General features: G+C 40.6%; 10 protein-coding genes. 2 read left to right on the top strand and 8 right to left on the bottom strand.

Going from position 1 to position 14261, the window contains the following annotated elements; all coding sequences use genetic code 11:
* Positions 1 to 6: 6 nt before the first annotated feature.
* On the bottom strand, positions 7 to 1272 hold the full coding sequence (locus DW019_RS09025) for a right-handed parallel beta-helix repeat-containing protein (protein ID WP_118443164.1): 1266 nt from the start codon (positions 1270 to 1272) through the stop codon (positions 7 to 9).
* A 92-nt stretch (positions 1273 to 1364) separates the two neighbouring features.
* Here DW019_RS09025 and DW019_RS09020 point away from each other — a divergent pair, with 92 nt between their 5' ends.
* Both DW019_RS09020 and DW019_RS09015 read left to right on the top strand, forming a co-directional pair.
* Entirely contained in the window at positions 1365 to 1757 is a 393-nt protein-coding gene (locus tag DW019_RS09020) for a NusG domain II-containing protein (protein ID WP_118443163.1), read from the top strand.
* A gap of 19 nt (positions 1758 to 1776) precedes the next feature.
* Complete coding sequence (locus DW019_RS09015; RefSeq protein ID WP_118443162.1) at positions 1777 to 2289, top strand: Gx transporter family protein; 513 nt, start codon at positions 1777 to 1779, stop codon at positions 2287 to 2289.
* Here the strand turns inward: DW019_RS09015 and DW019_RS09010 are convergent.
* From DW019_RS09010 to DW019_RS08980, 7 genes are all read right to left on the bottom strand, one after another.
* Entirely contained in the window at positions 2273 to 2896 is a 624-nt protein-coding gene (locus DW019_RS09010) for a hypothetical protein (RefSeq protein WP_147353020.1), read from the bottom strand. The two genes, DW019_RS09015 and DW019_RS09010, sit on opposite strands and share 17 nt — an antisense overlap.
* Positions 2897 to 3068: 172 nt before the next feature.
* Positions 3069 to 5084: a sialate O-acetylesterase gene (locus tag DW019_RS09005; protein ID WP_118443160.1), complete on the bottom strand. Its 2016-nt coding sequence runs from the start codon at positions 5082 to 5084 to the stop codon at positions 3069 to 3071.
* A gap of 69 nt (positions 5085 to 5153) precedes the next feature.
* Complete coding sequence (locus tag DW019_RS15065; RefSeq protein ID WP_242989348.1) at positions 5154 to 7325, bottom strand: PT domain-containing protein; 2172 nt, start codon at positions 7323 to 7325, stop codon at positions 5154 to 5156.
* A 204-nt stretch (positions 7326 to 7529) separates the two neighbouring features.
* Complete coding sequence (locus tag DW019_RS08995; protein ID WP_117478130.1) at positions 7530 to 8303, bottom strand: helix-turn-helix transcriptional regulator; 774 nt, start codon at positions 8301 to 8303, stop codon at positions 7530 to 7532.
* A 131-nt stretch (positions 8304 to 8434) separates the two neighbouring features.
* Complete coding sequence (locus DW019_RS08990; protein WP_117478131.1) at positions 8435 to 10906, bottom strand: family 43 glycosylhydrolase; 2472 nt, start codon at positions 10904 to 10906, stop codon at positions 8435 to 8437.
* A 109-nt stretch (positions 10907 to 11015) separates the two neighbouring features.
* Positions 11016 to 11705, bottom strand: a complete 690-nt coding sequence (locus DW019_RS08985; RefSeq protein WP_117478132.1) for a M23 family metallopeptidase — start codon at positions 11703 to 11705, stop codon at positions 11016 to 11018.
* A 66-nt stretch (positions 11706 to 11771) separates the two neighbouring features.
* Positions 11772 to 14234, bottom strand: a complete 2463-nt coding sequence (locus DW019_RS08980) for a glycogen/starch/alpha-glucan phosphorylase (RefSeq protein ID WP_117478133.1) — start codon at positions 14232 to 14234, stop codon at positions 11772 to 11774.
* Positions 14235 to 14261 lie beyond the last annotated feature (27 nt).

Below are 14261 nucleotides of genomic sequence, written 5' to 3'. Positions count from 1 at the left end.
TTAGTTTCATCCTTTTCTTATCGCAACTGTTTCCGCATTTGTAAATACATTATATACCGGGTTAATTCGTACAAAATACTCCGAAAGTCCCAGTTTCTTTCCAATATTTGTTTTTAAATCTTCCTTGTTCTGATCTGTCAGATTATTATAAGTAATCGGGTAAACCGATCCAGGCCCGCTGTTTTTCCATGCAATGCACTGAATTGCGCGTCCCATGCCGCTGAGTGTGTTATTTTTAATCGAAACGTTGACACCGCCGCTCACCAAAATACCACGGGTATCACTTTTTCCTTTTTGTTTTACATTGGAAATAACATTGTTCTCCAACACAGAATCTGACCAGTTCATCACGCGTACCGGCGAATCCCAGAGCATATTTTCAATGCGGTTATTTCGCAAAACAATGTTCTTATGATAAACCTGCTCTTCACCATTCGCACTATATTTATGAGTTCCAATCGCACGTCCCAGATTCGAGAATTTGCAGTTTGCAATTGTCACATTCTGATTCGGTGTCTTGTCATACGTGGACCAGTCATTGTGGAATCCCTGCGTTTCGCGGTCAGGCGTATCCAGATTGATTGCCTCTTTTACATAATCTGAATTTTTCTTCACATTTTTAAAAGTACATCTGGTAACCGAAACATTTGCAGATGCATCCATTTCAATAAAATGTCCTACATTTACATTTTTAAAATTAATTTTTTCAATCGTCACGCCATCATTATGTGCTACATCAAAAGCAATGCCGTATTTCATGTATTTCATGTCAATTGAAACACCGCCTTTGCCAACAAAGTGGATGTTTTTCTCACCATTATAAGCACTGTAAACGCCTTTCTTTTTCGCATTTGATGGGCGAATCAACTGGAACAGCGTAATCGCTGCCGGCATCTTTTTCTTATTCGTCTTCGTTCCTTTTACAATTTTAACGCCCTTTTCAAAAATAATCGTAACATTCGATGGCACATGAATGGTATTGGTAATAGTGTACGTTCCCTTTTTCAAAATAAGCGTTCCTTTTCCTTTTTTCTGGAATTTCTCCATATAGGAACGAATGGTAAAATACATCCTTGTTTTTTTATTATATAAGGAAGATTTTGTAAACTTCGATGCTTTCAACGGCTTGCTTTTAGCTGTGATTTTATACACCTTGCCCTGTTTATAATCTTTCGCTTCCGTTTTTACTGTGCAGACGCTCATGGCAAGTACAAAAAAAAGTGCTGCCGTCAGCATATGAAGTCCTATCTTTTTTCCTTTTTGATTTCTCATGTAGTTCATCCTCTCTTTTTGACTTTTTATACAAAATCTGCTATCGTGTAAGATAGTTGCTTAACGTTTTTACGGTTGACAAGGAGATAACAATGTCAAATTTACGCTCACATCTTACCAAAAGCGATTTTATATTAATTCTATTTTTATTATTCATCGGTATCGGCATTACCGTTTGGATTTATTATCCAAAATCCACACCTGCCTCAACCGTTGAAGTCCGTGAAAATGGAAAATTGATTCTATCCTTACCCCTGTCAGAAAACACAAAACAAACGATTCGCTGTACAGACGGAGGAAGCAATCAATTCCTTATTCAGGATGGCGCCGTTACTATGACGGATGCAGACTGTGGTGACAAAACCTGTGTTAAAACCGGCTCAATTAAAGAAACCGGACAGTCGATTGTCTGTCTGCCGCACCGTCTTGTCATAACCATTACGGATTCTTCTTCGGATTCTGCACCGGATGCTATTGTACGATAATACCAAACAGGAGGCTTATATGAAACCGCACATCCACACAATCACTGAACTTGCTATTTTTACCGCCATCGCTTTCATATTCAGTTATATTGAAAGTCTTTTTCCGCTTCCTATCCCATTTCCGGGAATCAAACTGGGGCTTGCCAATCTGGTTATTGTACTTGTTTTGTATAAAAATGGCTTCTGCCAAGCGCTTACCGTAAGCATTGTACGAGGACTGTTAAATGCTTTTACCTTTGGCAGTCTGTTCGGATTTCTATACAGCCTCGCCGGAAGTGTACTTAGTCTTATTATCATGAATTTGTTGAAAAATAAAACCCACTTACACATTTCCGCTTTCGGAGTTAGTGTTGCAGGCGGAATTACACATAACATTGGGCAGTTTGCCGTAGCCGCATGGCTTGTGGGTCCTTCTGCCATCCTTCCTTATTTTCCTTTTTTGTATTTCTCCGGCTTAATTGCCGGCGGTCTGATTGGTGCCTTTGTTCTGCTTTGCCGACAAAGAATCCCACTCTTTAGCAGTACGAATTGAACAGCATACCGCTAAATGCAGATGCCTGATAAGCAGTTCCAATGTCGCTCCGATATAAATGCGCATAACTATAAACTTTCTTATCCACATACTCCATCGGATTCATACTCATCTGTTCTGCTTTCGATGCCAAATCCGCAATAAATTTCTCCGGTACTTTTATCTCTGCCTCATCTGAAAATGACAAAAAGCCATCGGAATCAATCGCAATTCCGGATTCAAACAATTCTGCCGTGTGTCCCTCCACAAGATAGCGCAGCTCACCGCCCGGTCTCGATGGCTTATGATTCGCCTCACCATACTCGTCACTGCGTTTGAGCAGACCATTGTACAACGACAAGACGCGGTTCATGTTATCCTCCACGTCCTCACTTCGCCCATTAAGCACATCCTGCGAAGCTTCTGAAAGTTCCATCGACATTTCCTTCACATTCAGCGCATACGCCTGCGTGTCCGCAGAAAGTTTCACCATAACAAGCGGATTCGCATTATTCAGGCTGACAATGCTTTTATATTTATTTTTTAATTCTCTTTTGTTGTGAATACTGTTTTTTGGTGACACTTCCGGCAGGAAGCCCCCAAGATATAAATTATATGCCGCTATCATAACCATCACGCCTTCCGTGGCTGTTCAAATTTCTTCTCTTATGTGTAATCATAAGTCTAATGATTCATTATCATTGTAAATCATTTTTCTGCAAAATGCAAATAAAATCTCCTTTTGTCTTAAAGCAAAAAAGACACCGTGTCAGACCACGATGTCTTTTTCTTTTCATATATTACACGATATTTGCTTTTTTGCCAAGTCCCTTTCCCTGAAACAATTTCCGGTATTTTTTTAGTTTTTTCTTTGGAACCTGAATTTTTAATTTAACATTTGTTTTTTTGAATGCCTGCTTACCAACCTTTGTTATCTTTATTGACAAAACCTTTATTTTCTTTAATTTTGACATTTTGTAAAACGCTTTTTTGCAAATTCCGGTTACGGCATATTGATACCCTTTATAAGAAACTGTCTTGGCTATCGTAATACTTTTCTTTGTCTTGTTTGCCACTCCGAGAACGGATACCGTCTTTACCTTTCCGGAAGACGTTGTAATCACATATTTCACTCCACCTTTTTTGATTATAGTTCCTTTTTTCGGAAGTTTTGTCTTTGCGGCAGGTGTACCGGCAACCGGCTGACTGACACCTGGTTCTTCTGTCTGTTTTGGTGCTTCTGTCTGTTTTGGTGCTTCTGTCTGTTTCGGTGCTTCTGTTGGGGCAGCGGTTGGTGTTGCTGTCGGAAGCGGTGTTGGTGTTGCATCCGGCACTGACTTTTCAACAAGTGACGTTTGTGCTGTCATAAGTTCAACCGTACATTTTTGAACCTGTTCCCCGGTTACCGCCGGCGTAATTATCGCTTGTTCACCTGCCAAAATTGCATTTTTTAATGCAGTTGCCGATACCTCTTCATACTTGGCTGCATCAATTTTTTTCGCCTTTTCTAATTCATCCTTTAGAAAACCAACCAGCTCGTCTATTGTCACAAATTCTCCTGTCATAACGGCATTTTCCGCATGCATAACAAATGAAGAACCATCCAGTGCTTCCTGCTTTCCATTTACCGTAAAGGAACCTATTTTCAAATAGTATCCTTCATCTGCCTTTACACTTACCTTTACAATGTCACCAGCATGATATGTGGATTTTTCTCCACTTATCTGACCATGCTTCGTATTTGTATCCATGGAAACTTCATATGCTGTAATCATTTTATTATACACAACATCTGCCCAGCGTTTTCCGTGTTCAATCAAACCAAGTTTGCTCAGATGAAGATTATCCGTGTGTCGATACTCACCCTGTAAATCATCGGTCGTTGGTCCCACAAAAATAGTTTCATCGTTGCAGGCCGCACGCTGGGTCTCTTTCATGGATTCCATTTTCTTCGTATTATTGTAATTGCTCCATGCATAGGAAACCTGCGCAATGCACCAATTCAAATTATATCCGGCATCTTCTCTTGTCTGTGCAATTAACTGCTGTAAAGAAGCCAGATATTTTTCGCGCTTTGTTCCATCCGTATCAGCCTCTCCCTGGTGAAGCAAAAAAGCACGATACCCATATGGCTTCAAGTCATTAATTGCATTTTTAATTGCAAAATAATGTTTTGTACGAAGTTCCTCAATTTTAGCAGAACCAACACCCGTTGATACAAAGCCAACCGGAACACCAGTCTTCTGTGTCAGGGCGTCTCCCATGGAAGGCCATGCGGAGCCACCGCCATTACCGGTATTAAATCCACTTTCACTCGGCTGACTGTCCTCACAATGCTGCCACGTGTTAGTATTCGGATTATATGCTGATACTAAATCTGATTGAGCAGTTGTTTTTTCGCCTCCAAAGTTACAGGAATTTGACTGTCCACCGGTAATAAAAACTTCACCGACTCCAACTTTTTCTACTGTTTTACTCTCACTTCCCGCATTTACAATCAATGTATACCAGCCACCTCCGGGTACATTTGCAATACTTCCTTCATATGTATTACCTTCCCCTTTGGTTAAAACCGCCGTTTTTCCTAATTCTTTATCTCCGTCATAAAGTTTTGCCGACACCTCCCCGGTTCCACTGTACTCAATAGAAACCTTTACGTTGGCATAATTGTTATTGTCCCTTTGATAAATTGCGCGCTCGGTAGGAATTTTAACCTCCAATTTTTCCGCCGCTTTTCCCGACTGCGGCGCAAAACAAATCCCCGCCATCATTGCCATCGTAATCACCGACCATTTCATGATTTTTTTTAATTTCATTAATACTCTCGCTTTCCTTTGATAACGAAAGAGACCTGCAAAAAGAGCAGGTCTCTTTCATCGCAAATACTATTTTACAAATGTTATCTTAGTAATCGTCACAGAGCCTGCGTACCCTGCCTTTCCGGCATTGATTACAACAAACGGTTCTGTACCCTCTTCTTTTTTCACATTGGAAAGATTTACCTCAAAATATCCTTCTGATGTAACACCATACTTAGGATCTGTTACATCTTTACCATTCACTTTATGACCAACAATTCCGTGGAATTCGAAAGTCGGATCGGATGCTGTAAATTCAATCTGGCATTTTGAATATTGCTTAAAATCAATATCACTCGGAAGCATAACTTTTGCTGTTGGAGCCCACTGTGCCAGTCCGCTTTCCACATAACTTACAGCCTTTGGAAGTTCCGACACAAGACTATCTTCTCCTGCTGTTACCGACAGATACGTAAATGTTCCTTTAAATCCGGCAGTTCCTGTGCCTACATGAACATAAACCTTATCATCCGCACCGATTTTCTTCATGTCATCAGCAGTCAATGTTAGATTTACCTCGCCGCCTGTCTTGCCATAGTAATCTTTAATTGCCGGGGAATTCCATTTGTCACCGGTCTTTAATCCAATGTTAAATCTCTGTGTATCTTTTACGTCAGTATCTCCTTCCATCGCTGTGTACTTTATCGAAATAGTTGTTCCTTCTTTACTCAATTTTGACTTATCAATCTCAAAAATTCCCATAGAAGCATACAGAGCAAATCCATTAGGTACATACGTATAAGATGCACCTGCTCCTAAATCATCACCTTCTAAAACAAGGTCAGAAGCGACTACCGTAACATCATATTTGTCATATGTAACAATGCCGGTATCGGTTGTAATTGTTGCTTTAATCGTTGCCGTTCCTTCTCCAACCGCCGTTACTGTTGCCGATGCGCCACTTGCACTAACCGTTGCTACCTCTTCATTGGAGCTTGTCCAAACAATATCACCGGTTACCGCACATCCAGTAGTGCTTACACTGGCATTTAAATCAAGAGTATCTCCCTCTTCCAAATCAAGTCCTGCCGCACTTCCTGTCGCTGTTACCACAACCGCAGCACTTCCGCTTGCCACACCAGGTGTTGGTGTCGGTTCTTCTGTTGGTGTTGCTGTTGGCTCTGGCACATCATCTTTTCCCATAAGAATAATGGAATAAATATTAAAATTGCAATTTGGTAAATCGTCACCATCCGTATGATATGCATTGTATTTCAAGCGAATACCGTAAGCAAGTGTTCCCTCTGCCAAATCAGCTGCCAAATCATCACTAATCTGGAATTCAAACACTTGTGCTTTACCAGCTTCTGTAATAGCATTGTACTCACTGTAGCCATCAAATACGTCGATTCCACCACCCCATACATTTGCCGGATTGCTCTTCAGCAATTCACAAACAACAGGTGTATTTGCTGTATCTGATGACGCTACAATACGAATGGATTTGTATTTGGATAAATCAATTCCGGACTTGTCTGCATTGGTCCAGTATGCTACACCACCACCGCTAAATTCTCCGGTCGATGTATAGCTTACACCATTTCCTTCATAATAAGTAATGGTATCTTCCAATACTGAATTCTGCCCGTATTCGTTTTCTTTTGTCAGGTCAACTTTAACGTCGTTTTTACCAAGATCCGGAAGCGGCATTGGTGTTGGTGTCGCTGTTGGCTCTGCCGATGGTTCTTCTGTCGGCGTTGCTGTTGGCGTTACCGACGGTTCTGTTGTTGATGTTGCAGTCGGTGTCGCTGTTGGCTCTTTTACCGGTTCTTTTGTTGGACCATTCGTTGGACCGTTTGTCGGTTTGTTTGTAGTCTTAGCCGGTTCTGCGGTAACAACAACTTTTTTTGCACTGCTTACTTTCACCGTAAGCGTCTTTTTCACTTTTTTCTTTCCATTCTTCATTTGAACGGAAATTTTTGCAGTTCCTTTTTTTAAGCCTTTAATTGTTGCTCCCTTTTTGGATTTCTTTGTGAGTTTAACAATTTTGGCTGCTTTTTTTGTTACTTTCCAAGTAACTTTTTTTGCATTTTTTACTGTCACCTTTTTTGTTTTCCCCACTGTAACGGAAACCTTTGTTCTACTCAATTTTGGTTTTTTTGCTTTTGCATCAGCAGATACGCCCGACATCTGCGGCACAAGCAGGGCAGCTGTTAATAACAGTGCAAGCCCCTTTGCACGAAATACATTTTTTCTCATGCTCTGATTCCTCCTTTTTGACTTTTCCATCAAAACCCCAAAAAAGCAAAATACTGCCACTGTTTTCACAATGACAGTATTTTTAGTTATAAGAGTTTGTTTTGAGGGAAAGTAAATATTGATTTACTTGAGTATTAGTATAACTCACTTCCTGCAGCAAATCCATGATATATCTTGAACGAAAATTGATTTATCATGCACACTTTACGGCCGAACCAAATGTTCTTTACGATAATGGCTTGGAGAACATCCTTCATGCTTTTTAAATTGGCGGCAAAAATGCTCTACATTGCGATATCCACACTGCATACTAATTTCACCAACATCAAAGGCACTTCGAAGTAAAAGCATCTTTGCCCGAATCATCCGACTCTCAATCACTTCTGAAATACATGAAACATTTGCAAAATTTTTATACACTTTCTGAAGCGAGCGTGGACTTAGATTTATCCGCTCTGCCATCATTTCCAACGTCCAGTCATATTCCGGATGTGCATAAATATCCCCGCGCAGTTTTTCTAAGAGCGGCTGATACCTGGAGCCTTGCTTAGGAAATGCATAATCATGAAACCAGTGGAAAATAATATGCATCAAATTCGAAATAATATATTCTTCGCTTTTACTATGCCAATAATTCTCACAGGCAACCATATGCCAATAAACAAGAAAATAGTCATAATTTGAACAGAAAATAGGAACCCCAAATGGCACATAGCCTTCCGCAAACAATGGTTCATCACAATCAAATCGTATCCATGTGTATGTTAATCTTCCCTCTTTCGCATGATAATGAACTCTCTGTCCGGGCTTATAAATAATCCCGGTATGTGCCGGGTATGGACGCATTTCGCCATCCACTTCAATCATCGTATCGTTTTCAAACAACATCATCTCATACTCACCTTCAGCAAATACAAGATTATCCTCAAACCCCTCCGGCTTACATTCACGTTCGACTGCATATATAATTCGAAACATGTATTAAACACCTCCTCAACTATTAGTGCTATTATAACATGTCATTTTGAATTATAGCAACACAAAAAAGAACAACACACCACAATCTTCTATGGTATGCTGTCCTTTTATACATCTACAAAACAATACTATTACTTTTTAAAGCTCCAAGAATCCATACGAACATCCAGTGTATCAAACTCAAAATAAATGGTATGCTTTCCTGTCAGCTTTTTACCGAGTTTCTTTGTAACCGTCTGGTAAGAATCCGATGTGGAATCACCAAGTTTCATGGTAATTTCAGATGCTCCATCCGTTCCAAAATCAACATCCGCTACACCAATATAAGCACCAATCTTTCCATTGTATACGGAATAATTTACGGCCCAGTCTTCATTGGACGCTTTTTCATTATTAATAACAGTTCCTACCGTATCTGCCATCGCAAATGTTTCTGCCTCAACCGTCTCATAAGGATTGATTGTACCAATCGATGATACACCGGTCTTTGTCATCTTTGTATCGGCAATTGTTCCATCCGCATTTGTAAAATCTCCATTGTCACCAAGATTTAACTCATTTACATAAGTCGTACGGTAATCCTGTTTCGTACCGACTGCTATTGTGTCTTTCTTCGTATGATAAAATGCATACAGTTTACCATTAAACTGTGTAAAACAGTGATGGTTATTACCGGTTACTCCAAAATATGTACCCGGATTTTTCAAAACACAGCCAACATATTTAAAGTCACCCATTGGGCTGTCACTTACCATTACCGCAATGTTTGCCGTCGGGCAGTCTGCACGGTCAATGGTAACACCGTCAATGCTTCCGGTCCAGTTTGTGCAGTAACTGTAATAATACTTATCTCCGATTTTGTTAATACCGGAATCTTCAAACATGAATGGTGCATCAATCGTTTTTGCATCCCCATCTACACTAGTCATATCGTCACTAAGTTTTACAACTCGTGCACATTTAGGATTGCGGATAAAGTCTTCTTTCTTTCCATCGGTATTACCAATACCACCAAAATAAAGGTAGCCGGTTCCATCATCGTCAACCAAAACTGCCGGGTCAAAGAGCCATCCAATTTCAGATTCTGCACAGCCGGTAATAGAGCGGTCAATAATTGGTTTTCCAATCGGATCCGTCCAAGGACCGGTTGGGCTGTCTGCCGTCAATACACCAATACTGCTTGCGTTGTTCGCAAAATACAGGAAGAATTTCTCTTTGCCGTTAATCTTCTTATGACATACTGCAGGTGCCCATGAATTTGCCGACCATTTCGCAGCTCCTTTACTTCCGGATACTGCAATCGTTCCATGATCTGTCCAGTTCACCATATCGGCAGAAGAATAGCAGTTCAATGATTTAATTTTGCTGTAGTTATTATCTGCATTAGCTGCTGCCTCGTACTGCTGAGAATCATTTGTTCCATAAACATACACTCTTCCGTTGTATTCCATAGCCCACGGATCCGCTGTCAAACGGGAGGTCATAATCGGATTACCGATTTTCCCTTTAACAAGTCCTGTACTAAGATCCGGAACGCCTGCATCTTTATCCGCTGTTTTTGCAACTCCTGTCATGGTTACCTCATCCAGGTAAAAGTCCATATCATTATTGGATTGGTACACAGACTGCCAGTAAATCAAGATCGTTCCCGTGTGCTCCGGCACCTTCATAGTTGCCTCACATTTTGTCCATGTAGAATCCGAAAGTTCAACGGACGTAATTGAATCGTAATGAGTGGACTCATCATCCCCAACATACTGCATGGAAAGATCCAGTTTCTGATCCTCTCCTGTTTCCTGCTTTGCATAAAAAGAAATCGCATATTCATTGTCTGTTTCAACCAAAGAAGAAACATCAATTGAAGCACCATGCCAGTCTGCTGTACGTCCTGTTACTTTAGCACTTTTCTTTGTGTTATTTGCTCCATCATCAACGACTGAAATAGAAGCTGAACCACGAGAAGCGATTGGCTCATATTCGCCCTTTTCCATGTCCGCATTAACAAGCACTGCCGGTGTTGGTTCCGGTGTAGCATCTGCTGATTTTGTCGGTTCCGGTGTCGGCATATGTCCAAATCCGTCTGCCTCTGCAACCAAATTAGAATCCTTAATTTCGTCCGTATACACTTTTACCGATGTGCCTTTTACAACAGGTGTCGGTGTTGCTTTTGCCGGATTTGGCTTTTCTGTTGCTTTCGCTGTAGCCTTTGCCGTAGGTTTTGTCGTATTTACTACGTTTTTATCCGGTCCTTTTTTCCTCGTCACTGTTACCTTAACAGTTCCAAGTTTTCTCGTTTTTCCGTTCTTTTTAACTTCTTTTACCGTAATCTTGGCTGTCCCCTTCTTCTGACCGGTCACAACACCCTTTTTCGATACTTTGGCAACCTTTTTCTTGTTACTCTTAAATGTGTACTTGCAGGATTTTTTCTTGTTTGCAATTTTAATTGTTTTCTTCTTTCCTACCGTAACACTAATCTTTTTTGTCTTTAATTTTGCTTTTTTCGCTTTTGCCCCTGCATCCGGCGCTGTCATCCCGCCAAGTGTCATTGACAAAGCTAAAATCCCCGATAAAACAACTCCACTAACTCGTTTCCATTGTTTCATGGCAGTTCCTCCTTTACATTATATAGTTTTTATATTTTGTTTATAATAACACAAAAAGAAGTTCCCTGCCATGATGATAAACGTATTGTTTTTGATATATTCGGCACACTTATTTAAGCAGCAACATCGGATTTACCGTGGTTTTATTCTCCTTCACTTGAAAATAAAGGTTTGTTCCTTCTTCTTTATAATACTTTGTCGGCTCTGCAATTTTCCCGAGGACCTGTCCTTCCGAAACCATATCACCTTTACTTACAGAAACATCTTTTAACTGTCCATAAACAACTGTAAAACCATCACCAATTGATATCGAAACCGTACGACCGGTTTCTTCAGAAGTTTCCACCGATTCCACGATACCATCCGCACTCGCTTTTACATCCATTCCTTCTTTGGCTTCTATAAGAAGTGCCGGATTTGTGCGGTACTGTGCCAGTGTCTTAAAATATACCACTTTGTCTGCGCTGTACTCCATCAGCACATCGCCTTTTATTGGCCAGGAAAGGCCCTCTTCCTGATTAAACGATAATTGCTTTTTCGCAGGTTTTGCATTGGTCTGTACAGATTTTTTCTTACGTTTTTTTGTTTTCTTTTCTTTTACCTCGGAATTTGCATGATTGCTGGACGCTTCTTTCGTCTCCGGTGTTGCCGCCGCGGTCGCCTGCGGGGGATTACTCGCCGAAGCCACCGGCTCCTTTTGTTCACTGCGGTTCATATTGATGCATAACGCCGCAAAGGCGCCAATTGCAGCAATGCCACAGGCTAATGATATATAGAATCCTTTTTGTTTAAAAAACATACTATCACCTCACAAAAATTGTTTGATGATAGTATGTTCGATTTTAAAATAATTTATTCAATTTTATTACAAAGTAACTTTCTCCAAATGCCAAATCTCTTTCGCATATTCTTCGATGGTGCGGTCGGAAGAGAATTTACCGCATTTAGCAGTCTGGAGCATTGCCATCTTCGCCCATCGCTCCTCATCGCGGTATGCTTCTTCTACTTTCTTTTGTGCCGCCTCATAAGAACGGAAGTCTTTCAAAATAAAGTACTGGTCCGCACGCTCATAGCCGTTTGTCTCAAGCAGAGAATTGTAAATCTCACGGAACAAATCAAGATTTTCAGGGGAATATGTTCCATCAATCAACTGGGTAAGCACGGCACGGATATCCGAATCCATGTTGTAAATTTCTTTCGGATCATACTGGTTATTATGCTCGAAATCAATTACTTCCTGTGAGGAAAGGCCGAAGATGAAAGCATTTTCCTCGCCTACTTCTTCTACGATTTCAACATTGGCACCATCCATTGTTCCGAGGGTAGGTGCACCATTTAGCATAAATTTCATATTACCGGTACCGGATGCCTCTTTACTTGCAGTTGAAATCTGCTCTGATACATCAGCAGCAGCAAAAATGATTTCTGCATTGGACACACGGTAGTTTTCAATAAATACAACTTTGATTTTTCCTTCAATTGAAGCGTCATTGTTTACTACGTCAGCAACACTGTTAATCAGTTTGATAATTGCCTTTGCACGGCGGTATCCGGCAGAAGCTTTCGCACCAAAAATGAAAGTACGAGGATACATATCCATACCCGGATTTTTCTTCAACTGATTATACAAATACATAACATGCAAAATGTTAAGCAGCTGGCGTTTGTACTCATGCAGACGTTTTACCTGTACATCGAAAATCGAATGAGGGTCTACTTCAACACCATTGTGCTCCTTAATATACTTCGCAAGACGAACTTTATTCTGGAACTTGATATTCATAAATTCCTGCTGCGCTTTTTTATCATCCACAAAAACAGAAAGTTTATCAATTTTAGACAAGTCTGTAATCCACTCATCACCGATTTTGTCTGTTACCCATGCAGCAAGTTTCGGATTTCCATGAAGCAGGAAACGACGCTGTGTAATACCATTTGTCTTGTTATTAAATTTCTCCGGCATCATTTCATAGAAATCTTTTAATTCCTGATGTTTCAAAATTTCCGTATGAAGCCTTGCCACACCATTTACCGAAAATCCGGCAGCGATAGCAAGATGTGCCATCTTGACCTGACCATCATAAATAATTGCCATACTTTTTACTTTATCCTGATTATCCGGATACTTTGCCTGAATCTCATTCTGGAAACGACGGTTAATTTCCTCGGTAATCTGATAAATTCTAGGAAGCAGACGGGAGAATAACTCAAGCGGCCATTTCTCCAATGCTTCCGCCATAATTGTATGGTTTGTATAAGCACAGGTACGGGTTGTGATATCCCACGCATCATCCCACTCAAGACCATATTCATCTAACAAAATACGCATCAATTCAGGTACTGTTACCGTTGGATGGGTATCATTTAACTGGAAACATACTTTTTCCGGAAGACCATGAATATCATTGTGGTTTTCCATATACTTCATAATCGCACGCTGCACGCTTGCCGATACAAAGAAATACTGCTGTTTCAAGCGAAGCTCTTTTCCTGCCATATGGTTGTCATTTGGATACAGCACTTCACAAATAGTACGGGCAAGGTTCTGCTGCTCAACTGCCTTCTGATAATCACCTTTATCAAAAGAATCCAGATTGAACGTATCAATTGCCTCAGCATCCCAGATACGAAGTGTGTTTACAATGTGGTTTCCGTAACCGACAACCGGCAAATCATAAGGCACTGCCATTACGGACTGATAATTTTCCTGTACAAAACGATCCCTTCCGGTCTTTTCGTCTTTTCTTACCGCTACATAACCGCCAAAACGTACTTCAACGGCATATTCCGGACGCTTCATCTCAAATGGATTACCATCTTTTAACCAGTCATCCGGTGCTTCAATCTGGAAACCATTTTCGATTTTCTGCTTGAACATACCATATTTGTAGCGGATACCACAGCCATAAGCCGGATACCCAAGTGTAGATAAGGAATCCAAAAAGCAGGCTGCCAAACGTCCAAGACCACCATTACCAAGAGCTGCATCCGGCTCTTCATCCTCAAGCAAGTCTAAGTTTACACCCATCTCGTCAAGTACCTCGCGTACAACTTTGTCCTCTTTGAGGTTGATAATCATGTTACCAAGTGCACGACCCATCAAAAACTCCATGGACAAATAGTAAACTGTCTTCACATCCTTTTTCTCATAGGCTTTGTGCGTTGCCATCCAGTCATCAACTACGATATCTTTGACTGCATAAGAAACTGCCTGAAACAACTGCTGTGGAGTTGCCTCTTCAACCGAACGGCGGAACAACAATTTCATGTAGTTCGAAATGTTATTCTTCAATTCCTTTTTCTTTTCCTTTTCCGTTACAAATGCCATAAATTACCTCTCTTTCTGTAACAAACT

The organism is Clostridium sp. AF37-5, from assembly GCF_003477605.1.
GTDB lineage: Bacteria > Bacillota > Clostridia > Lachnospirales > Lachnospiraceae > Eubacterium_F.
The sequence above is the reverse complement of the archived record's forward strand: the minus strand, read 5'-3'. Positions and strand labels throughout refer to the sequence as shown.